This is a genomic window from Acetivibrio mesophilus (assembly GCF_004102745.1).
Taxonomy (GTDB): domain Bacteria; phylum Bacillota; class Clostridia; order Acetivibrionales; family Acetivibrionaceae; genus Hungateiclostridium; species Hungateiclostridium mesophilum.
This window is the reverse complement of the sequence record NZ_RLII01000001.1, coordinates 366466-390677: the sequence shown is the minus strand read 5'-3', so window position 1 is coordinate 390677 and position 24212 is coordinate 366466. Positions and strand designations below refer to the sequence as shown.

Sequence of the window (24212 nt, the reverse complement as noted above, 5' to 3'; positions counted from 1 at the left end):
TTAATTTATATTAGGAAGTAAGTTTATAAAATTATTTTTTTAGTTCGGCAATTACTTTTGCCAGCTCCTCTACTACATAATTTATTTCAGAATCTGTCAGTCCTTGATAAATGGGTAAGCAAATATGTCTAGAACAAACATTGTCTGCAACTTCAAAATTTTTATAGGAATCTAACATCTCCGCAATCGGTTGTTTATGTAAGGGGATCCCATAGACTTCTCCTTGCAGATTAATATTTTTTTCTTTTAATCTGGATTTAACAACTTCCCTATCTATTTCATTTGGTAGCATTGCAGTATATTTATACCAATTTGATCTATCCTCAGGTAATATCAGTTCCAATTCAGGTAGATGCTGCTTTATTTTTTCTGTGTACATGTTTGCAATTCTATCTCTCTCCTGAATGATTTTATCCAGCTTCCTTAGTTGAGAAAGCGCAATAATCGCAGTTATTTCATGCATTCTGTAGTTTGAACCAAGACTTGTGTGGTAAGTATCCCATGGTTTTGGTTTTCCATGATTCCTGAACAATTTTATCTTTTCAGCAAGTTCATCGTCATTAGTTACAATGGCTCCACCTTCAGCACTAGTTATTACTTTTGTGGCAAATAATGAGAAAGAACCGGCAATACCAAACGTTCCTGCAAACTTCCCATGAAAAGAGCTCCCTATAGCATGTGCTGCATCTTCAAAAAGCCACAATCCATTCCGGTCACACCATTCTCTAATATCCTCAATTTCCGGTGTAACGATACCTCCAATATGAACAATGATAACACCTGCTGTATTTTTGGTAACTCGCTCTTTGAGGCTTTTTAGACTCACTGATAATGTTTTTGGATCTATGTCAACAAGCTTTACATTCCCACCGGAAAATTTAACTCCTACTGCTGTTGCCAAAAAAGTGTTAGTTGGGACAAGAACATCTTTATTATTAACATCTAAAATTTTCATAACAAGATCGATTGCACCTGTTCCTGAATTTACTGCTATAGCTTGCTTAACATTCAAATATTTTTTAAGCTCCTCTTCAAATTCCATCACGAATTTACCTTGGCTCAATTGCCCTGTGGCCAAGCACTCATCGATCCTATCGGTAATCCAAGCCCTATCTTCCTCTGAAAAAGAAATCTTTAGAGATTTTATTTCCATAAAACTTTTTCCCCCAATATAATAAAATTATATTTTCATATCAATGTGGATATAAACATTTTACCAATCATAAACCAACGCTTTTCCAGAATATTTATTTTCACAAATATCATTAAACACCTGATTAACATGTTCAGCATGAACATGACAAGCAATCAAGTCTTTTACATAAATATCGCTATTTTCTAACAATTCAATGGCATTCATTCTGGTGTCATGAGCCATACAGTTCTTTGTATTCATATTACTGCAATAAATAATTTCTTTATCATAAGACTCATATTCAGCTAGCTCATCTATTTCTTCATTCGGTTGTGAAATTACAAAAACAGTTTCGAATTTCTTTAATTCTTGATTTAAGTGAATGGAATGTATATCTAAAATATCTGAAACACCTTTTTTTCTAAGCAAATCATGTTTATATTCACACTTATCAAGCACAACTACAGGTCTAATGCCTTCTAAATTCATTAGCATAATCATCATTAAACCGATTATATCGCATCCCAACATTAATACCCTATCCGAAATAGAATTTCTTAAATTACATAATGAAATCGCTTTACATAACAGTGGTATAAATAATGCATTAACCATATCCATATCTTCGGGAAGCAAACATAGCATATTATTTCTCAAATTCTCCATCGTGTTAAAGCTAAAGAATTTACTATATTGGGCCGTTAATAAAACCCGGTTGCCTTCTTTTAACTGATTGCAATTCATTCCATTCTCTTCCACAATTGCCACCGAAGAATAGTTGATGTGTCCTGGAATTGTAAAGGTTTCTAAGTTTGAGTGAGCTTGTATAGTACTTGATGTGCCTGCCAGTGTAAATAAATTTCTAAAAAGTATACTGTTTTGAGGAATTTCATTTCGATTATGCAGCCTATATTCCGGAAAACCACCTCTTAGGATAACCTCAATATTTTCCCTATTATTTATAATCATTGTCATCGTACTGATACTCCTTATATATGGTCTGGTATAAATACGTATCTGCCTCCAACCAACGGAGAATGAAAATGCGGCATCCATCCATGCACAGAAAATTTATTGTTACAATCAAATCCTGCAATTAACATTGCTTTAGATTCGTATCTGCCATGAGTAATCCATACCTTATATTTTGAATCGGGAGTCGTTCCGGTTAAATACCTCATACGTGCGATAAATACCATATATCTTTCAAGGCTCAATCCGAGCTTTCCCTCATTTTGCATAACCCTTTTCACTTCTGTCCCGGTTTTATCCAAAAAATCAGGAGCAAAAGATTTTTTCATTTTAAACCAAAAATCCTCTATTTCAGTAGTAGGACTTATTAATTCATCTTCTAATGCCCAACTTTCTAAATTAAACAACTTTCCTAATTCTTTTCTTGTAATTCCCCGTGGAACACATAACAATATTTCATCATTTTCATATAATTCTTTAATCTCTTCCTGTGTAAAATAGGGCAGTTTCAAACTGAAATTCCTTCCTATAAGGTTTTCGATGCCCAAAGTTTTATACCATGCTTCCATTTCATACCTAACAAACTCGGGGTCAGTTTTATCTATTTCGTTGACCCTAAATCTCATTAAGTCTTGACTACTGATAAGACCATCGTCCAACATTGCCTGCAATGTTTCTAGCGTAGTATTTCTTATACCTTTCACGTTGCTCATTATAATCACACCTCTTCACCTTAATATAATCAGTCTTCAAAAAATCTGACCCCTATGATATTACTTAGTTTATTGCAACTAAATTCAATTAACTTCATCTCACGTATTCCAAACTCGCTTAATATCCATACTTTCCCGCCCCGATAAGGGGACGGAGAGCATGGCATTGAAGAATACACAAATTACTCTTCAAACTTAATGAGACTATTCCCATTTAAAGACCTTCACTGAGACGACAATACATATGAGTGCTAGTATCCCCAAATAAGCAACCTGAAACCATAACCCAGTAACAGGTAAGCCCAATGAATAATTTTTAAGCATCTTGATTCCCTGGGTCAAAGGAAGTATGTTGACTACCTGCTGCATTGTGCGAGGCATAATTTCATAAGGTACAGTGGCTCCAGATAAAAACAGCATCGGAAAGTAAGCAATCGAACAAAGCAGACTTGCTGTTTTTAGATTTGGCGATATACTTGCCAGAAACATTCCCATTCCATATATAACCAACGTAATCAACAGATAAGAAATCAGAAAACCTGCGACCGAACCGGTAAAGCGATATCCAAATAACACTGATGCAACAATAAAAACTGAAATAGTAGATATCACCGCGATTATAAACGAGATAAGAACTTGTGTAAAAAGAAGCATACTCGGGCTTACCGGTGTAACCTTGAATCGTTTCAATACTTTTTTGTCTCTGTAATCCGCAACAGCCAGTGGAAGTCCCATCAAGCCTGTAGCACATATTCCGATTGTAGACAGAGCTCCGAATGTCTGCTGCAGGGCAGTATAAGATGCCCCTTCAAAAGCAGGTTTCTTCCCAAAAATAACTCCCATAAGAAGTATCATTCCCAGCGGGAAAAACACTCCAAAAAATATGCTATTTACACGTCTTATTTCAAGTTTGCTTTCAACTATGAATAGAGTTTTGAACGTTTTCATGCTCCCAAATCCTCCTCTCCAGTATACCATAAGTATGCATCTTCAAGATTAGAGTGATTGCTAGTCTCAATAACAGATGACACTGTATCCATAGCCACAACCTTCCCCTTTCTGAGAATACATATTCTGTCGCATAATGTTTGGACCTCATCCATGTAATGTGATGTAAGGAAAATCGTAAGTCCTTGCGATTTTAGATTTTTCAGATAATTCCATACTTCTCTTCGTGCCTTGGGATCAAGCCCGGTAGTCAGCTCGTCCAGAAATACTAGCTCAGGGTTTGGTATAAGTGCCAAAACTACTGAAAGCTTTTGTCTTTCACCACCAGACAAATCTGATACCTGCTTCTTCATATTCTCTTTATCCAAGTTGAAAATTTCTAAAAGCTCTTTCCAGTCTGCTGGGTTTTTGTACAAAGAATGAGTCATCTCACAAATTTCGTGAACTCTAATCTTATCTTGATAGTGGGTTTGCTGAAACTGAACTCCCACCTTCTGGAACAACTCTTTGCGGTCCTTTATAGGATCCATTTTCAGCACTTCTACTGTACCCGAATCAGGTATTTTTGTTCCTAAAATACACTCGATTGCAGTAGATTTTCCTGCACCATTATGCCCAAGCAAACCAAATACTTCGCCTTTACGAACCTCTAGATTGAGATTATCCAAAGCTACCAAATCACCATAAGTTTTCCTTAGACCTTTTACTACAAAGGCATTTTCCATATCTCCTGTCCTTCCTTTCATTTTTATTCAATGATATATTTACATATGATTGACAAATGTTATTCCATATATTCACTGTAGATCTTAAGCTCCTCATCATTTTGGACTATATACCGGAAATACTTTGCAACAAGCTGCTCATCCAGCTCAGGTATCCTAATCCCTGCGTTTTCAAACTCTTGAAATGTCTTAGCATTGTCTATGTCCAGCTTTCTGCTTTCATCATTAATATAGTTTTCCACTTCCTCCCTTTTTGTCCCTACAAAATTTTGAACAAATGGAAGGAATGGTACTGCATTTCCCTTATCGACATGTGCCGATGCTATTTTCAGCCATTCGTAAAAACTAACGATTTTAATAGGCTTCGATGTAATCTTGTTGTATACATGTACAAAGCTTTGAACCGGTATTCTGTTCGGTTTGCATAAATAGAAATTTCTATTGTAAAGCTCTTTTTTGAGAGACAAGCTAACAAGCCCCCTTACAGCAACATCTACAGGCAACACAGCATGATTAAGATCCGGCATTTTATCAAATGAATATCCTAAGAGAATAAAGCTTTTGATTAACTGATAACACCATTGATTCTTATCATATCTCCCAAGTTCAGTATCTCCAAGCATTAGACCAAACCTGTAGATATTGCATGGAATACCATGTTCCCTTGCGATATGTACAACTTTTTCAGCAACCCATTTTGAAGCAAAATATCCCGGGAAATAATTGTGCTTTTCATCTTCAATAGGTGTATCTTCGTTGACAACCCTGTTTTGGGCCGATCTGAATACGGTTAATGTCGATGAAAAATGAATGGGTTTAACTTTATACAATCCGGCAAGCCTTACAACTTCTTTAGTACCATTGACATTTGTATCCTTCAATCTGCTGTAGTGCCCAAGATAATTTGCATTGGCTCCATTGTGGTAAATAACATCAATCGTCCGCGCAAGCTCCATATATTTTTCTTCATTCAAACCAAATCTCGGTCTTGATAAATCTCCGGGCAATGCAATAATCCTGTTTGCGTACTCCTCTTTCCAGAGTCCATTTGATACCAATATCTGTTTTTGTCTATCGAATGCTTCCTCTTCAGAATTTCCCTTTAACAAGCAGTAGATTTTGGCATCTGTACTGCAAAGAAGCTCATGGAGCAAAAATCTTCCGATAAAGCCGGTACTTCCGGTAAGAAGTATATTTTCCATTTCATATTCGTTTCTTTCGCCCGGCTGGGCTATTTCAAGACTGAAATCAAAGGACGATTCCGTTTCAAGATCTACAAACCTTTCTTCTACAGCTCCATTCACAATCTGGTTTGCCAGTTCTTTTATTGTAGGATATGTGAATATATCTTTTACACTAATTTCAATGTCCATTTGCTGTTTCACCTGCAAAACCATCTGAGCAACAAGCAGTGAGTGTCCGCCCAAATCGAATAAATTATCAGTGGTACTGATGACATCTATACCGAGAAGTTCGGACCATATCTTAGTTAAAGTTTCCTCAGCCTTATTCACCGGTGCAACATGTTCCTCAGTGCTCTCTTTGCTTGGAGAGTATTCCAAAAGAGCATTCCTGTCCAACTTACCGTTTGTGGTAATTGGAATTCTGTCAATCATAATAAAAGAGGATGGAATCATATACTCCGGTAATTTCGTACGCAAAAATTCTCTCAGTTCTGCTGATGTAATTGAATTACCGTCCTTCGGAACCACAAAAGCTACTAAACGTTTGTCTCCAGCACTCATTTCTTTTGCTATGACAGCAACGTTTGCAAGCTTCGGATACTGGCCTAAAACTGTCTGTACTTCATCCATCTCAATTCTAAAACCTCTAATTTTTACCTGATTATCCACCCTCCCAATAAATTCCATTGTGCCATCACTCCAGAAACGAGCCTTGTCTCCTGTATGATACATTTTGGCACCTGGCTTATCGGAAAATATATTCGGTATAAACTTCTTTTTGGTTAATTCCAGTTGATTGGCATAGCCTAAAGCCAGACAATCGCCTCCGATGTATAAGTCCCCCGGAACACCTATGGGACACGGTTTCATATTTTTATCAAGTATATAGTACTTGGCATTCTGTATAGGTTTTCCGTAAGGTATGCTGCTCCATTCCGGATTGACCTCGCCTATCACATAATAGTTCGACCATATTGTAGCTTCTGTAGCCCCACCAAGACTTATTACTTGTGCATTCTTGAAGACATTCCTAATAGAATCCGGCAAACTCACAGGTATCCAATCTCCGCTTAAAAATGCCAGTCTGAGATTGGTCGTGTTACTTCCTTCTTTAATTCTTGACAAAAACGGCACAAGCTGCGATAATGCTGCAGGAGCTGAATCCCAGAAGGTTATACGATTTTCGCACAAGATTGATAAAATCTGCTCCGGATCCTTGAGTGAGGCCTCTGGCGGTATATGAACCGTCCCTCCTGCACCAAGAATACCGAATATATCGTATACAGAAAGGTCAAAACAGATAGATGTCACAAACAAAAGCCTATCCTCGGTATTTATATTAAATGTTTTATTAACCCACTCGATAAGATTTATTACAGGTTTATGGCATACCATTACTCCTTTCGGTTTCCCTGTAGTTCCCGATGTATAGATTACATAAGCGAGATTGTCGGAATCTACTTTGACATTTGGATTTTCCTCAGTCTGCTTCTCGTATAAATATTCATGAATATCCAAGCAAATCCTTTGGGGTATATCATCTGACAGCTTTTCCAAAAGACGTTCCTGAGTCAGGACAATATCCACCTTTAAGTCCTTTAGCATGAAATCGATTCTCTCACAAGGATAGGAGGGATCTAACGGCAAATATGCCCCACCAGCTTTCAAAATAGCAAGTAGCCCAACAATCATTTCAAAAGAACGTTCCATACATATTCCGACAAAAGTGTTGTTTTTGACACCCAATTCTATAAGATAGTTTGCCAGTCTGTTTGCTCTACGGTTTAGCTCCTTATAGGTTAATTCTTTACCTTCAAAAAACAGTGCGACAGCATCAGGAGTTTTTTCAACTTGCGCCTCGAACATCTGGTGGATACAAAGGTCTTCCGAATATTCCGCCTGAGTGTTGTTCCACTCCTTTACAATTCTTTTGAATTCGTCCTTTGACAGTAATTGTATATCGAATAGTCTCTTGTTAGGATTTTCTGCCACTTCGCTTAAAAGATTTATGAAATGCTCTGAAAATCTCTCAATGGTATCTGCATTAAAAAGAGCCGTACTGTACTCTATCCATCCATCCACCGAATGCCCTCTGTCATAAAGCAGCAGAGTGATGTCAAACATGGCTCCTTTTTTTTCAAAATTCATTTTTTCAACAATAGCATCACCAATTTTAATGGTGTCATCAGTAATGCTCTGGAATGAGAGGGCAACTTGAAACAAAGGATTTCTACCCAATTCTCTCTTTATATTCAGCTCATCCATCAGATATTCAAAAGGAATATCCTGATTTTCATATGCTTCAAGACATGTCTTTTTTTCTCTTTTTAAGACCTCCATAAATGTCGGATTATCGGATATATCAGTGTAAAGGGCAACCATGTTTACAAAAAATCCAATTAGGTCTTTTATTTCTCTTCTATTCCTATTTGCCAGAGGTGATCCTATTATGATATCTTCCTGCCCGGAATACAGATATAGCAGCACTCTGAAAGCTGCAACCAGAATCATAAAAAGTGTCACACCTTCTTCTTTTGCTCTCAGTTCTTTTAAAGCATTTACAATTTCCTGCGGAATAATTATTCTATGCATTTTACCGTCAGAAGATATTGATGCCTGTCTTTTCCTATCCGTAGGAAGTTCTAATGGTCTGATATCCTTAGGAAGCTTTTTTTGCCAGTATTCCAACTGGGTCTTAAGGAACTTTTTCTTCTGAATCGAACGCTGCCAAATTGTAAAATCGGCATATTGAACAGGCAGCTCTGGCAAATTTATATTTCTACCTCTAGTAAAAGCATCATAGAAGCTGGATATCTCATTGTACATGATGCTAACAGAAAAACCATCCGATATAATATGGTGCATAATAACAGACAAATATGACTCTTGGTCATCGACTCTCGCCAAAACCCATCGAATCAACGGGCCCTTGGCAAGATCAAAAGGTCTTTCAGTCTCATTCATTATCCACTCAAAGGCAAGTTTGTACCGTTCATCTTGAGAACTTCTGAAATCTTTTATTTCGGTTTTGATTTTAAGTTCCGGCAGAATTTTTTGGTATGAACTTCCTTCCTCTTCAGCAAATACTGTTCTCAGGCTCTCATGGCGTTTGATAACTTCATTTACGGCTCTGTCAAATGCATTAACATCTATATCACCTTTAACCTTCAACGGCATAAACATATTATAGGCAGTATTATTCGGATCCATTTGCTGTAAAATCCACAATCTCTGCTGGGCAACCGTTAATGGTATATCTATATACCGAGGTGTCGGCTGTATTTTCGGCATTTGCTTATGTTGCTTGAGCATATTCTTAACGAAATCCCAGTAATTCGTTGTCTCGGACATTTTATCCCTCCATTCTGCAAAACATTTTGAATCTATAAGATTTTCACCATAGACTTCAATAGCTAAATATCTCTTTGAGGCAAAATCCAGTTTTTGACTCTGTTACCTTAGCAACTTGTTCAGGAGTTCCCTGAGCTACAATTTCACCACCTGCGTCTCCTCCTTCAGGTCCAAAATCTATAATCCAATCAGCCACACTGATAACGTCCAAATTGTGTTCAATTACAACAACAGTATTCCCTGCTTCAACCAGGCGCTGCAACAGGGGTATAAGCTTATGTACATCATGAGGGTGTAACCCGGTTGTAGGCTCATCCAAAAGATATAGCGTATGTCCTTTTTTGTTCTTACTCAGTTCCTTTGCAAGCTTGACCCTCTGTGCCTCACCGCCTGACAATGTGGTCGCTGCTTGCCCAAGCTGTAGATACCCTAGACCCACTTCTTCCATCAGGGACATTTTTTCATAGATAGGCTTAATGTCCTTAAATACAGACACAGCTTCTTGTATAGACATATCCAACACATCCGATATGCTGTATCCATTATATTTTATATTTAATATTTCTCTTTTAAAGCGTCTTCCATGGCAGGCAGGACATCTTACTTGAACATTCGGCAGGAAATGCATACTGATACTTAGTACACCTGCCCCCTTACACTTTTCACAACGGCCACCGGGCACATTGAAGGAAAAATGTTTTGCCTGTATACCTTTTATTTTAGTTTCAGAAAGCTCAGCATATAAATTTCTTATTGACTTAAAAACATCCGTATATGTTGCAGCATTTGATCTTGGAGTCCGGCCTATAGGAGATTGGTCTATTGTAATGACATTATTAATATATTCTAAACCATTCACACTATCACATTTGCACAGCACCTTATCCATATTACTAAAATGAATTTCCGCTGCACGACCGATGATATCAAACATTAATGTAGATTTACCCGAACCTGATACACCCGATAAAACTGCAAGCATTCCTAAAGGTATATCTACACTTATATTTTTCAAATTGTGTTCATAGGCATTGGTAATGGAGATATACTTCCCATTACCTTTTCTTCTGGAGGAAGGTATCTGGATAAAATCAACTCCAGATAGATGGCGTCCAGTAATTGAGTTCTTGTTTTTCCCAACTTCTTCAGGTGCACCGATTGCTACTACTTCTCCGCCATTCTTACCTGCTCCTGGGCCTATATCTATTATATAGTCCGCTGCCCTCATTATTTCTACATCATGTTCTATAACAAGCACAGTATTACCTAAATCTCTCAATTGTCTCATTACTGTTATTAGCCTTTTAGTATCTATTGCATGCAACCCTACAGTGGGTTCGTCAAGAACGTAAAGAACTCCAGTAAGGCCGGAGCCTAAAAGAGAAGCCAATCTTAACCTCTGTGACTCACCTGCTGAGAGCGTAGATGCTGAACGTTCCATTTTAAGGTATCCCACACCGACATTAATAAGTCTTTTTAACCTTTCGCTCAGATCCGATATAATCGGTAGACATATATTCATGCCCTCGCTCGAAATAAACTTGGGCAAACTTGCAACCCATTCGCTCAGCTGAAATAGAGAAAGATTTGATATGTCTATTATTGATTTTCCTGCTACAGTAACCTTTCTGCTTTCCTCTTTCAGACGAGTCCCATTACAACTGGGACATACTTTTTGTATAAGCATTTTTTCAATTTTTTCACGGCTGCTTGTATCATTTGCGCTTTCAGCATAACGCCTCATCAATGCAGTAATTACACCCTCAAAACGCCCGTTAGCAATAGAGTTTGGTGGCTTTACCTTAGGATAATGCCTACGGAATTGGGAACTAGAAACACCATACAGCAAAAGATCCTTTTGCACCTGTGTATACTCCTTGATAGGTGCATCCTCATCAAAAGAAAATCCATAGTGTTTTGCAGCACTTTTTAATACATCCAAATACTTTGCTTTATGATAGTCGTACCACCCTTCTACAGCTCCATCTTTTATACTAAGATCCTCATTAATAATCATTGATATATTTGGAGTACTAGTTACACCTAAGCCTGTACACTCTGGACACGCTCCATCGGGACGATTGAATGAGAAGTGACTCATGGTAAGCTCAGGTAACAACTCTCCACAGTTTGAACACTGAATTGTATTCCCAAATTCCTCTGTTGAACCTTCGTTTTCACCGACAGCTTCGTCACTATTTATTACAATTCCCTCATTCAATTCTCCATCCCACATATCTGTGTTCGCATTTTCACTTACTTCAAATTTTGGGGATATAATCTCTCCACACTTCGGACACGGTCTCTGTCCCAGTTTTGCAAACAATATACGAAGATAGGTAAACACTTCAGTTACTGTGCCTACTGTTGACCGGGGATTACGATTTGAGACATATTGGTCAACACTGATAGATGGAGATAAGCCTATAATAGCATCCACGTTTGGCTTGCTTATAAAATCTGTTACCATCCCCATAGATTCCATATATTGCCTTTGACATTCCTTCTGCAGAGTATCAAAAGCTAATGTCGATTTTCCAGAACCCGAAAGACCTGTAAGAACAACTAACTTATTCTTTGGTATACTTAACGAAATGTTTTTCAAGTTGTTCTCTTTTGCTCCTTTTATAATAATGTAGTCATTCACTTTAACTATCTCCTGTATCTCCAATATTTTATAAGTCAAGTATTTAAACTTACTGAGATTCTAAAATTGACTCTACAGCATGCTTTAAAGCACCTACAGAAGCAAAAATTTCAGGGGACAACATTGAGTCAGGAATTTGTATCTGAAATTCCTCTTCCAAATCAAGTAGTACATGGATGGCTTTAAAAGAATCCAACCCCAATTCATCAAGGGTTGATTCCGTTGATATTTCTGTACATTCACTTGATGAATCCAAATGATTCCTTAGAACTTTTACAACTTTTTCACTTACCTGTTCAGAACTTAATATGGGCATAGTAATATCCTCTCCTTCATTGTATTTGTAAAAATTCAATATATTTAAAATACTAATGCAATTTATGGACCGTTAATATGCATTCGTACGTATAGCTCTTGCCAACTATATTCATACATGTTTTTGCTTCGATGTGTTATGTAGACTTGAATATTTTGGTAAATTTCATATTTTCATTTACTTTAGAGTAGAAGAATTTACTAAACCTTAAGGCGGCATCAAAATCATTATAAAAATCCCAGTAGGCCCATTTAGGAAATGTATCTTCCGAGTACAAACGACGATTTTCAGGTATATCAACAAGCTCAATATCTTTACTATATACAAAGAATGACACCTTGTGGTTTTCATCCTCTGACTGCAGCAATTTTTTATAGTCTTTTCTTATGGAAGATCCACTTACACCTTCATTGTAAATACCTACATTCATAATACATCTTGGAAATGCGTAAAGCACTTTTTCTATTAATTCAACCGGCATATTAGAATCAATTTCAACACTCATATCAATGTCAAAAAATTGATTGGAAAAGTCATAATCATTTTCTGAAAGAATTAGCATACTTGCCTTTTTGAACCTCTTTTCAATTTTGCGTAATAGATATAACAGTGTATCATTACTCATTTTTATAGGCGGTCGGTGATATATCTCCCTCAAAACCTCGTGTTTTGAGCCCATACAATTGTTACATCCCTTATGCATTGTTGTACAACCGCCCTTTGAGGTTATTATCATAGGCAAATTATACTGATCATTATATTCATATAGCCTTGAATAATTCTGGTCCTCCATATAATAATCCGAGGTTCTGCTTACATATTTATGGTAAGACGGAAACCAATCAAGATCAAATTCAAGATCCCTATAATCGCTTTCAGTAAAAACGTAACTTACCGGGTTACGAAAGTTACGTCCTATAAGATTAGGAATTTTATCAATACTGTAATCATTTAATAAGTAATCTATAGGTAATTCGTTATCACTTTGAATATAGTAGTCAACATCAGCCCTTTTAAATATTTCTTCATATTTCAATGCAGAGTATAAACCTCCAAATAGTATCCGAGCATTCTTATTGATGCTCTTTATGTAATTAACAATATGGAAAAATTCATATAGTTGTATAAACCAGTTAAGTTCGATAATAAAAAAGTCATATTCCCGTACAAGCCTCTCATTAAGTTCAAAACCGTATACTCCTTTTACCTTGTCTTTATTTTTGCTAAACAGCCAACAAGCAGGTGCGGAAAAAGAGTAGTTATGCATTGTTATAGGAAATACTACTAAAGCATTCATTGCATCAACACCTTTATAATTAATTTTTAAATAGAAGCATATAGAACCAAACTGTGAGGAGAAGGCGTTTTTTGCCCAAGATATATTTTATACTCCGGAACTATAGATTTAAGCCATAAAGGTATTTCTACTATATCCATATATTTATGATAAACACAAATTGCTAACTTTGGTTTAAAAGTTTTTATTGTATCGATACTCCCTTTTAGCGCCTTTAATTCTGCGCCTTCTATATCCATTTTTATAAAATCCACACTCTTTATGTCATTTTCTTTTACAAAGGAATCCAGGGTAATAACTTCAATTTCTAACTGCCCCTCCTGAGGGGTGCATTTCGTTGCATCTCCGCTTTCTATTATGCGGATGGTTGTATTCCTATCCCACAATCCTTTTTTAATTACTTGTACTGATTCTTCTAATTTATTAATCTTAATATTACGTTCTATTGCAGAAACGTGAGAGGGCAAAACCTCGAATGAATAAACCTTGCCGTAGCCTTGGGTTTTATCTGCAAACCACACAGCAGTTTCACCTTTATATGCTCCGGCATCTATGATAATATCCCCTTTCTTAGGCTCACATTTTCCTTCTAATAAATATGTCTCACAAATCCAGGATTCCGAGACAAGATATAGCTCTGAATCTAAGCTATACCCATCAATGATAAACAAGTTGCCTTCCTTTTTTATTTTTTTGGCAGCAAGCTTTGCAAGAGTGTACTTCTTATTTTTAGTTGGATAAGGATATATTTGCTCTGCCGTATCTGTATCCTCAAGAATAGTAAATGCAATTCTTGACTGAATATACCAATGGAATACATTCTTAGATTCTTCATCTTGCAAAGCACTATATACATCGCTTAATTGCTTCAATAATCCAGCACTAATTAAAATCTCACCCGATGCTTTCCATTCGTCATAGGACTGTTTTATTTCTTCATAAAAACTCTTATCTTCTTCATAAAATGGAATAAACTCTGAAAGCTGCTTTTTTTGGTTGGAAGAATTAATTAGCTTTTGCTTTTGATCTAAACAAGCGGAAAACGCTTTTTTATACAACTCTACAATATTTGTCTCCCCCATTGTATCCCTCATTTTTTAGTATAGTTTTCGATTTTATTTGCCAGCTCGCTTGTAAGAACAGGAATAAAATCCATTAAATTTGCAATCACACCATAATCGGCAACTTTAAAAATTGGGGCATTTGGATCATTGTTTATGGCAATGATAATATTTGAAGTTGACATCCCGGTTATATGTTGTATTGCACCGGAGATTCCACACGCAATGTATATTTTGGGCACAACAGTTTTACCAGTTTGTCCTATTTGATGACTGTAATCAATCCACCCCAAATCAACAACAGCCCGTGTTGCTCCTATTGCACCATTAAGTATCTTTGCCAAATTCTCAATTACAGGTATATTTTCAGGACACCCTATTCCTCTTCCTACCGAAACGATTATTTCCGCTTGGATAAGGTTTACTATTTCAGTTTCATTTGAAACTGTCTCCACTATCTTACTTCTTAAATATTTAGGTATAGTTACATTTTCACGAATAACCCTGCCTGTTGGAATCCTGCTTGCTATTTTCTCTTTAATTGCATTTGGGCGAACTGTAGAAATTTGCGGTCGAGCCTCAGGACAAATAATCGTAGCAATCAAATTGCCTCCAAATGCCGGTCGTGTTTGAAGCAGAAGTCTTTTTTCCAAATCAATATCTAAATCAGTACAATCTGCCGTCAGCCCAGTATTTAGCCTTGAAGCTATTCTTGGAGCCAACGACCTTCCGTATGTTGTTGCACCAATAAGAACTATTTCGGGTTTATGTTTACGGATTAACTGGACAAATACATCAGTATGCAACTCATCAATATAATGTTTTAAAGAAGGGTGATCTACCATATATACTTTGTCTGCACTATTTTGAGCTAATACATGAGCCAACTCTTCAATGTCCTCACCGAAAATTACTGCACAAAGTGGAACTCCCAGTTTATCTGCAAGTCTTCTCCCTGTACCTAAAAGCTCAAAAGTTATACTTGAAAGAGTATTATTCTTTTGCTCTCCGAAAATCCAAATTCCCCTATATTCATTTTTCAAATTGCTATCATATCCAATTATCTGAGGACCCTTCGATTCAATATGAATCGGAAACATAGGGCTACCAAAACGTTGTATATTATAGCCTGAATTGTCTTGTTCTTCAAAAATATCTCTAAATTCTGAAAGCGCATCCCTAGCAAGCAATTTATTAACCAACTCTTTTGCCTTTTCTTCCAGTGTACCGTATATAATTTCACATTTATTTTGATAAAATGGAGTAAAGGTTTTTATTACCTTTGTTGGAGAACCTTTTAATCCACAATAATTTATGTCTGCATGAATATCCTCAGCGTTTAATATTCTAATTGGAACATTTTTTGCTTTTAGTTTATCCTTTATCCTTGGGGTCCTAGGCTCATTGATGCCTTTTGTAACAGTTATGAGCGCCGGCAATGACACATCAATAATCTCATATCCGTCTTCAGTAAGCCTTCTGCATACAATGCTGTCTCTTGATATTTTCTCTATTTTTGATACACAAGTGATATGTGGAATATTAAGCTTTTCAGCAAGTTCGGGCCCCACTTGGGAAGTATCTCCATCAATAGATTGTCGCCCGCAAATAATCAAATCAAATTTATTAATTTTTTTTATCGCCCTTGATAAGATATAAGCAGTAGCCAGTGTGTCAGAACCTCCAAAACACCTATCGTTTAGAAGTATTGCCTTGTCTGCCCCCATTGCTATCGTCTCTCTCAAGATAGCTTCTGATGACAGTATACCCATACTAACAACTGAAACAGTTCCACCCTCTCTCTCTCTGATTCTTAGACCTTCTTCAACAGCATAAACATCAAAAGGGTTGATAACAGACTTCGTACCTTCACGTACAACCGTATTTGATTGACTGTTTATTTTCAGATCATTTGTTTCAGGTACTGCCTTTATACAAACAATGATATCCAGTATATACTCTCCTCCCCTTGCCATTCATATTTCTCGCTCTATCTATTCAATCAACTTGAAAAAACATCTTTATAATCCAGTACTACTATTAATATAATCGTTTTGGTTTTCTTCATGATACCTATATGACACCTCTATGCTTGGACCACAACTCCAAAATTGTGATAATACTACTCTTTCTGCAATTATATACTTGTCAATCGCGCATTCTAATCCATTTGGAGGTTTACATGTAGCAATCAACATATCCAACTTTTTTGATGGCATTAATACTGTAATATTTCCTAAATTGCTCGAATCACCTTTAAGTGAAAAATATGAAAGAAAGTCACCCATATCAAACTTATTTATCCCATTATCTATTTTTGGTATTTCTTTTTTAAAGGATATTTTTAAAAACTGTTGTCCCTCCGGAATATTTAGAACATATTCACACTTTCTCAACTCTTTATATGAATATAACAATTCAATCAACATATTTATTTTTTCTTCATCGGTTTCAACTTTGAGTCGCTCAAAGGATGCATCTATTAACTCTAATAATTGCTTTTCTTCCGAATCTTCACTCTTAAAAGACTTCAAAATTTGCTTGCTACTATGAGTAAAAACTTCCGGATTATAGATAGAATCTATATATGGAAAAATAATACATACATCTTCACACATGGGCTCACATAGTCTAATAGTTGCAGCAATCTCAGCCACATCGCACTTGCCTCCGTATGTTGATAAAGGAATAATATTAGCTACCACTTCTACTGAAGCGATGCTAACTGAGCGTAAACTCTTAGGATACATTAAAACCACCTCATTATCTAATGATAGTATTGTCAATAAGAATTGAATCGTAAACTTCGCACAAACATGTCTCATTTTGAGATATCTATAACTTTATTAGCGCTCCACATATCTATTTTTCTACATCTATCTTTTTCACTATCTCTAGCGATACATTTACCAACCTTTCTTCACCTAGAAATCCCAGCTTAATTATGGCTCTTCGAGTATGTCTATTAATCTTACATACAATACTCTCTTTGCCTTTCAGAGGACCATCGGTAATATATATTCTGTCTCCCTTAATAATTCCTATAGATGACTCTATACAACGTTCGTCATTACATATGCTTAATAACATCTGTCTTTCAGATTCCCTCATTGCCACCTCCGTATTTGAGTATCTCAATAAGCATATAATATCAAGGGAAGTATGAATTAATATACTTGTTCTCTTTATGAATTCTTTGCTAGGTAAATCCGTTTCAATAAAAACATAACCTGGAAATAGAGGCTTTAATTCTCTTTTTACTTTTCCTGCCGTCTTAAAAAGCCTCTCTTCTAATGGCACAAACGGCATAAACACATTTTGATCCAATCTATCTTTAAGGTACTGCACAACCTTATATTCCTTGCCCGTTTTCACAAAAAACACATACCAATACATCATCTTCACTTATCATCATCTTCACTTAAAAATTTTGTCAATATTTACATAGCTTCGCCGTTTCGCTTATCAACTTGATAAGCTACGATGAGCTTCACTATATATTCCTTGTCTTCAGTTAACGTGACCAACCAGCGATTAACTGCCAACAAGTACATTTGCTCAAATATTTACCATACTATTTCCTTACTAAAATATGTTTACTTTAAACCTATTTGTGGTATAATTAAAAATGGTAAAGCATAATAGCAAAAAGCTATTGTAGTACTACCCCCATAAATCATCCGATTCCGCCAAGAAGAAGTATGATTTATGGGCTCTTTATTTAATAGCTGCAAAAATTTCATACCAATATTACGCTAGTAAAATAAAAAAGATTCCTTGAACTTAACAACAATTTGCATGCAAATCGCTTATCTATTATGATCTATATATTACTGAACGATTATCAAAGTAAGTCGAATATTCCTCACAATGTTGCTGTCTCATATTTTTAAATTGTAAGCATTAACATTTCTTAACAGGAACACTTTTCCTCTATTATAAACAATTATTTCTAAATTGTCAATTTTCTTTTTTTTTTGAATATTGTTGTATTATGTTGAGTTCTGTTTTGAATTTTTTTACTATCTTAAAAAGTGCTTTTTATTCTCTCATTCAGAGGTGGTAATTCTATCGTATTATGCGGTTTTTAGAACCCTTGGCCCTATAACCGAAAGTGTACAAAAGACTTGGGATTATATCTATTCGATATGGCTTATTGAATCGGAATATGAACATGCCGGCACTCACGATATTGAGTATTACTATTATAATCAGGGAGAACTCACCGCAGACCTTTATGTGCCGGTAGTCCCCCGGATATTCTGAAAGTAATTCGTAGTAAGTTTTGCGATTTTATCAAACTATATTACATGTTTTTCATATCTCTCGTGTAATATAAAAATTACTGGGCTGTAAGAACATAAGGCCCACCATGGTAGCAGTAATAAGCCCTTGCATTTAAGGGCAATAGTTTTTCTAAGGATTCTGTCGCCCTTTCAATGTCCAATGTAAACTGTGGGTTTGCAATTACAGGCTTACCATCCTCCAGCGCAATTGCATCCCCCGTTATAATAATCGAATCCTTTTCCATAAGAAGCGAAATATGTCCGGGAGTATGGCCTGGCGTCGCAAGAATACTGCATCCTCCACACCAATCCATACGATCTCCATCCCTTAGGAAAGTGTCCACTTCAACCGGCTCAACCCGACGTAGCATATCACAAAATACCTTGCCAAAATCCTGCTGCTCCGGTGGAAGTATTTTCTGCATTTCTTCCGCTTGACGAAGCCTCAACGGTTTTTCCTTAGCAGAAATGAATGGTGCTTCCAAAGCGGAAGCATATATTTTTATATTAGGATTTATCCTTTTGAGGACGGCAGCTGCTCCCATGTGGTCATGATCATGATGAGTCAGAACAAGGCCAGTTATTTGCTCTGCTGACACTCCATGCCTCCGAAGCTCCTGTTCAAGAATGGGGAAGGCCCCGATAAAACCACAATCAACAAGAATTATGTTTTGCTTATCCAAAAGCAAGGTTGGAAAAACTGTATTTTCAGTATCTCCAAATGGCATGGTTATTGAAAAATTTAAAATTTTATATTCCATAATAGCTTGCGTTCTCCTTTCATATGACGTCAATTGATGCTGTATCTCTATTCTCCACAATTTATTCCCATATGATTCCTTTATCCTTTTTACTTATTATAAGCATACGTAACGGAATGCATATATTCTGTAGCGAATTGTATTTTCGTAGCATTGAACCCTTCTTCCAATGGAAAAAGGAAGTACGTATTATCCAGCGTGGATAGTGTAATACATTGCCCCTTTCCTCTATAATTGTACTCTGTATGAATTGAAAATGTCTGTGCACAGGGCCACAGTAATGTCCTGTATTTTTCTATCTCATAATCATAAAACGTCAGCGAAAAACCGTTCCCGTCATGAATCAAATGTCCCTCGCCACAGTCAATGAAGTTTTTTGCATTAGGCAATGCGCTTACTTCCACTTTTATATCTAAAATATATCTTCCGCTTTCAATTTCCTCATTCACCTGTTCCCGTTGCCACTCATACCAATCCGGAATATAAATTTCCTTTTTCCCAAGCCACAATGAACCATATTCATCCATATGATAAACGGCTCCACAAGCCTTACATATTAATTCGCTACCACTTGAAGCCATCTGAAATTCCTCATGACAGCTATAGCACTGATATAGTGGCAAATGCAATCCCTTAGCCCTATCTCGATATCGAATCGACATCTTTTGCTCTCTTTGCCATGCATATTCATCGTAAGATAATAATTCACTTAAGCGTTGATGTATTTCCTCAACTGATAATTCCTTTACTTCGTCTTTATCTAAAGCATAAATCATATCAGTATGCAATCGGACTTCCCTTCGTTTTTTCAAATTCCAAAGGGGTGCTTGCAAGTAGTTTCCTTTCATATTCAATGTTACTACCGGGACCTTTAATAATTTGACCATTTTGGCAACTGAAATAGGAAGCTTTGAGCTAGTTCCGACATTGGCATATCGGGCTTCAGGATATAAGACCAATATCCCTTTTCGTTCGATAACACGCTTGATATTTTTTATCAATGCGAGATCATTTACAAATTTTCTAGTACCCAAGCAACCCATTTGGCGATATATCCATTCACCATAATACTCAAATCCCTCCAATTCCGATACATAATTGGCACGGTGCGGAAATAAAGCTAACGGTGTAACATAAAAATCTGTAAAAGAATGATGGGTACCCAATACAATAAATGGCGGCTTAATCCCTTTATGCCCGGTCTTATTGACTTTCAACTTTGTCCCAAATGTGCAAATTAAACACATCAGCCATATAAAAGGCATGGCAAACAAATTTTGCTTTGGAGGGACTTTATTTCTATCAAAGGGCTCTTTGTCGGGATTAATTGATACATCCTTTCTAACGTATCTACGAACAAAGGGAAGCTTGCACAAAAGAAAGTATGCTATTGCGGTCCCTAAAAATGCACATCCCGTTGGCGTTAAAGTAAATAAATGCAAGTTGTGTATTTCACCGGTGACCGGATTATAAATTGCCAGCGAAAGCAAGCTTCCACCAATTAAACATGCAAATCCGATAATATTATACCCTCTTGTGTAATGATAAGAATTGTGTCCTTTAAATTCATAAGCACTTTTTAAATCTAAACGTTGCTTTCTAATAAAGAAGAAATCTACAAACAATAAAGCTGCTAACGGTGCATAGATACATGCACTGATGGTTAGAAATGAACCGAAATAATCTACTATTTTTCCCCAAACACAAAGGATGGATACATATACCCCCAATACTATCACTAATACATGGTAGCTGGTTTTCTTAAATGTTGATTTTAGCATAACTGCATAAATATAAGAGCCAACAGCCTGTGTCCCTATATTAGCAAACGCAACAAGCAATAGAGAAGTCAATCCCAAAGCAGGTACTGACAATGTAGCCATCATCAACGTCGGATCATCTACCATTTGTCCCGTCACATGCTGCATAGCAATAGCCATTACCGCACCAATTACCACAAAAAAGGACCCTGATAACCCTTGTCCTAATACTCCTGCATAAAATCCCGATTTCTCACTCTTACACAATCTAGGGATTCCTGCCATTCCACCTACCAGGGTAATAACAAATGCAAAATTTGCTTCTATAGATAATATATACGAAATAAAAGAATTGCTTTTATCCGCCCCTTGCGGCACATAGTTCCATATAACATCTGCCGGTACCGATGTAAAACCCACAATAACAACAGCCACTCCAACCAATAGCAGCAGTGGAACCAATACTCTTGTTGTCCATGTGATAGTCGAAATTCCTTTATATGCAATTATAGTTCCTATTACGACACAAAGCAGCGCTAAAAACAAGTGACTTCCCTCTGGCAGAGGTATATGAAATAAACCTAATAAATTCTCCATTGATGATGCAAATAATTCGCAGCAAACAGCATACCAAGGAAAATTTATTAAAATTATTATAATCGTCATAACCTTCACACCGCTGGTCCCAAAAATACTTCTAAGCCATATCCAAATATCAATTCCATATCTCACAGATAAAATAACCGGTAATTGATATATGAGTAGCATCAGGATAGCCCCTAGGAAAGCACCAATCAATAGTTTTTTGAATCCCACAAGTGTGGCCAAATATGACCCTTGCGTGTAACTCCACGTTGCTATGCAGTAACCCGACAATACTAATAATGCATCTATGAAGCCATAAATACGGTTATTACTAAGTGCCGGCCATATACCGCAATATACCTCCCTCTCAATTCCGCCTTGGCCGCCCTTTTCAGTATCTTTTTCTTTTCTCACCGCTTCATTCCTCTATTCTTTGTCAATAAAAGCAAAAGTTTCACTCCAAGTGACTAAATAAAAGCTCCTATCACAACTCCAATTAAACAAAGTGCTGCCAAAACAGCTACTACAATATAATCCCATTTAGTCATCTTCTTAATGTTTTCCGCATCACCCTTTTCAATAATTGTGATACGTTTTTCCAATTCTTCTAGAAAGTAATCTTTCATTTTCACCCTTATTCTCCTTATATTTCAACCGGCATTCTATTATAATCCGTCCCAAAACAAACCCTTTTTATTCCAACCTTTGTTTTCCTCTATTATACACTTATTAACCCTGAAAGCAAATAGCTAATGCTAATTTATGAGGAATTTTTTAGAGCAATATATCTAATCAGGTGAATACTTACTCCCTTTTTATTGAGATTAAGTATAAACTGCTCCTCTTTCCCAATTTCACCTATATATCACTCCCATAGTTTTCCACAAGCATCTCACCTAAAGCTGTTGTAAGCAGGGAGAAGGTACCTGTCCCCTTCTCCCCTCCATCTCGTTCTTTCTCTTATTCCCACTTAAAAAATTTAATAGCAACCAATGAACATATTACTGCAATCGCCGTCATTACAATAATTGGAAGCAAAACTCTTTCCATTGGCAAATTTAATGTCGCAGATTTTAGTATCTTAATCCCCTGCGTCAAGGGTAAGATGTCCACAACACTCTGCATTGTTGTTGGCATTACTTCATATGGAAGTGTTGCACCCGAAAAAATCACCATTGGAAAATACAATATGCTTGCGATAATGCCTGCATCTTTTGAATTCTTGGCAATACCACCCACCATCATGCCGATACTAAACATTGAAACCATGACCAATAACCAACCAAGAATAAATTGCAATATACTGCCTTGCATTTTGAAACCGAAGAATATTCTTGCCACAGCAAAAAGTGTGACTAAAGAAGTTAAAGCATATAGAAAATATATGGTTACTTCTACAAGCAGAATTGTAACGGGGCTAATGGGGGTAACCTTGAATCTTTTTAAAATTCGCTTGCTTCTGTAGTCGGAAACGACCAAGGGCAATCCCATAACTCCGCCTGCACAAATCGCAATACTTGCCAATCCACCAAATGATCGCTGAATAAATGTATAGCCAGCGCCCTCGAATGCAGGCCTATTTCCATAAATTATGCCGAGCACCACAAGCACAACGATAGGCATTATAACTGCAAATATCAACATATCCATACCACGAAGGGATAGCTTAAGTTCAGTTTTTAGTATTTTTTTATAAGATCTCATTGTTTACTACCTCCTCATCCGTAAACCAAAGGTAAGCGTCCTCAAATTTATTGTGAGGACTTTGGTTAACTGCTTCAGATACCGTTCCGTAAAATACGGGTTTACCCTTCTTTAAGATGCAAATCTCATCGCACAAGGTTTCTACCTCTTCCATAAAATGTGAAGTTAATAAAATGGTAATGCCATCAGCTTTAAGTTTTGCAAGGATCTGCCAAACATCCCGTCTGGCTCTTGCATCAAGACCTGTAGTAAGTTCATCTAAAAACACCACTTTGGGACTTGGTATTAAGGCAAGTACAATAAACAGACGCTGTTTTTCCCCACCGGAGAGTTCTTTTACAAGAACATTTGCTTTATCCGAGATACCGAATCTTTTAAGTAGTTTATTACAATCCTCTGGATTTCTGTACAAAGATGCAGTTACTTCACACAGCTCACCAACTTTTATATTCTCCTGATAATTAGTTTCCTGGAATTGTACACCCACCTGCTCAAACAGTTCTCTGCGATGAATTGTCGGGTTCATTCCCAATATAGAAACCACTCCGCTATCTGCCTTTTGTGTTCCTAAAACACATTCAATAGTCGTACTTTTACCTGCACCGTTTGCACCAAGCAATCCAAATACTTTGCCTCTCTTTACAGAAAAACTGAAATCATCAACCGCTTTCAGATTTCCGTAAGATTTTGACAGATGCTCTACCTTAATTACATCTTCCATTATCACATCCTCCTTTTGCCTCTTTTAATTCATTCCATGAGGCTAG

At 36.6% G+C, this 24212-nt stretch carries 19 protein-coding genes; 1 reads left to right on the top strand and 18 read right to left on the bottom strand.

From position 1 onward, the window contains the following. Window positions 1-31: 31 nt before the first annotated feature. The 13 genes from EFD62_RS01880 to loaP form a co-directional block, all read right to left on the bottom strand. Window positions 32-1153 (bottom strand): DegT/DnrJ/EryC1/StrS family aminotransferase, encoded by a 1122-nt coding sequence (locus tag EFD62_RS01880; RefSeq protein ID WP_128705656.1) that lies wholly within the window; start codon window positions 1151-1153, stop codon window positions 32-34. A 60-nt stretch (window positions 1154-1213) separates the two neighbouring features. Continuing rightward, the gene (locus EFD62_RS01875; RefSeq protein ID WP_069194560.1) at window positions 1214-2110 is read right to left on the bottom strand and encodes an MDR/zinc-dependent alcohol dehydrogenase-like family protein; all 897 of its coding nucleotides are present in this window, start codon (window positions 2108-2110) and stop codon (window positions 1214-1216) included. 14 nt (window positions 2111-2124) lie between these two features. Continuing rightward, window positions 2125-2820: a hypothetical protein gene (locus EFD62_RS01870; protein ID WP_069194561.1), complete on the bottom strand. Its 696-nt coding sequence runs from the start codon at window positions 2818-2820 to the stop codon at window positions 2125-2127. Between the two features lie 204 nt (window positions 2821-3024). After that, window positions 3025-3768, bottom strand: a complete 744-nt coding sequence (locus EFD62_RS01865) for an ABC transporter permease (protein ID WP_069194562.1) — start codon at window positions 3766-3768, stop codon at window positions 3025-3027. Beyond that, window positions 3765-4493, bottom strand: a complete 729-nt coding sequence (locus EFD62_RS01860; protein WP_069194563.1) for an ABC transporter ATP-binding protein — start codon at window positions 4491-4493, stop codon at window positions 3765-3767. The genes EFD62_RS01865 and EFD62_RS01860 overlap by 4 nt, the downstream gene beginning before the upstream one ends. Before the next feature lie 59 nt (window positions 4494-4552). Then, on the bottom strand, window positions 4553-9028 hold the full coding sequence (locus EFD62_RS01855; protein WP_069194564.1) for a non-ribosomal peptide synthetase family protein: 4476 nt from the start codon (window positions 9026-9028) through the stop codon (window positions 4553-4555). 55 nt (window positions 9029-9083) lie between these two features. Further along, window positions 9084-11675, bottom strand: coding sequence for an excinuclease ABC subunit UvrA (gene uvrA / locus EFD62_RS01850; RefSeq protein WP_069194565.1), 2592 nt, complete (start codon window positions 11673-11675; stop codon window positions 9084-9086). Between the two features lie 49 nt (window positions 11676-11724). Further along, complete coding sequence (locus tag EFD62_RS01845; RefSeq protein WP_083225142.1) at window positions 11725-11991, bottom strand: phosphopantetheine-binding protein; 267 nt, start codon at window positions 11989-11991, stop codon at window positions 11725-11727. Between the two features lie 136 nt (window positions 11992-12127). After that, window positions 12128-13288 (bottom strand): hypothetical protein, encoded by a 1161-nt coding sequence (locus tag EFD62_RS01840; RefSeq protein WP_128705655.1) that lies wholly within the window; start codon window positions 13286-13288, stop codon window positions 12128-12130. Between the two features lie 26 nt (window positions 13289-13314). After that, window positions 13315-14370: an FkbM family methyltransferase gene (locus tag EFD62_RS01835; RefSeq protein WP_069194567.1), complete on the bottom strand. Its 1056-nt coding sequence runs from the start codon at window positions 14368-14370 to the stop codon at window positions 13315-13317. Between the two features lie 8 nt (window positions 14371-14378). Then, complete coding sequence (locus EFD62_RS01830; RefSeq protein ID WP_083225144.1) at window positions 14379-16325, bottom strand: FAD-binding protein; 1947 nt, start codon at window positions 16323-16325, stop codon at window positions 14379-14381. Window positions 16326-16370: 45 nt separating this feature from the next. Beyond that, window positions 16371-17099, bottom strand: coding sequence for a hypothetical protein (locus EFD62_RS01825; protein ID WP_069194568.1), 729 nt, complete (start codon window positions 17097-17099; stop codon window positions 16371-16373). A 112-nt stretch (window positions 17100-17211) separates the two neighbouring features. Beyond that, window positions 17212-17745, bottom strand: coding sequence for an antiterminator LoaP (loaP, locus tag EFD62_RS01820; RefSeq protein ID WP_069196315.1), 534 nt, complete (start codon window positions 17743-17745; stop codon window positions 17212-17214). Between the two features lie 663 nt (window positions 17746-18408). On the opposite strand from loaP, the gene EFD62_RS01815 reads away from it, so the two are divergent. Beyond that, a complete protein-coding gene (locus tag EFD62_RS01815) occupies window positions 18409-18615 on the top strand; it encodes a GyrI-like domain-containing protein (protein WP_235832526.1) in 207 nt (68 codons plus the stop codon). Window positions 18616-18691: 76 nt separating this feature from the next. Here the strand turns inward: EFD62_RS01815 and EFD62_RS01810 are convergent, their stop codons facing one another. The 5 genes from EFD62_RS01810 to EFD62_RS01795 form a co-directional block, all read right to left on the bottom strand. Further along, entirely contained in the window at window positions 18692-19396 is a 705-nt protein-coding gene (locus EFD62_RS01810; protein ID WP_128705654.1) for an MBL fold metallo-hydrolase, read from the bottom strand. A gap of 89 nt (window positions 19397-19485) precedes the next feature. Beyond that, the gene (locus EFD62_RS01805) at window positions 19486-22155 is read right to left on the bottom strand and encodes a cytosine permease (RefSeq protein WP_069194570.1); all 2670 of its coding nucleotides are present in this window, start codon (window positions 22153-22155) and stop codon (window positions 19486-19488) included. A 53-nt stretch (window positions 22156-22208) separates the two neighbouring features. After that, window positions 22209-22367, bottom strand: a complete 159-nt coding sequence (locus tag EFD62_RS17445; RefSeq protein WP_155522883.1) for a hypothetical protein — start codon at window positions 22365-22367, stop codon at window positions 22209-22211. Between the two features lie 334 nt (window positions 22368-22701). Continuing rightward, window positions 22702-23445 carry an ABC transporter permease gene (locus EFD62_RS01800; RefSeq protein WP_069194571.1) on the bottom strand — a complete coding sequence of 248 codons (744 nt, stop codon included), beginning with the start codon at window positions 23443-23445 and terminating at the stop codon, window positions 22702-22704. Then, a complete protein-coding gene (locus tag EFD62_RS01795) occupies window positions 23432-24166 on the bottom strand; it encodes an ABC transporter ATP-binding protein (protein ID WP_069194572.1) in 735 nt (244 codons plus the stop codon). Before EFD62_RS01795 ends, EFD62_RS01800 begins: the two co-directional genes overlap by 14 nt. Window positions 24167-24212: the final 46 nt, after the last annotated feature.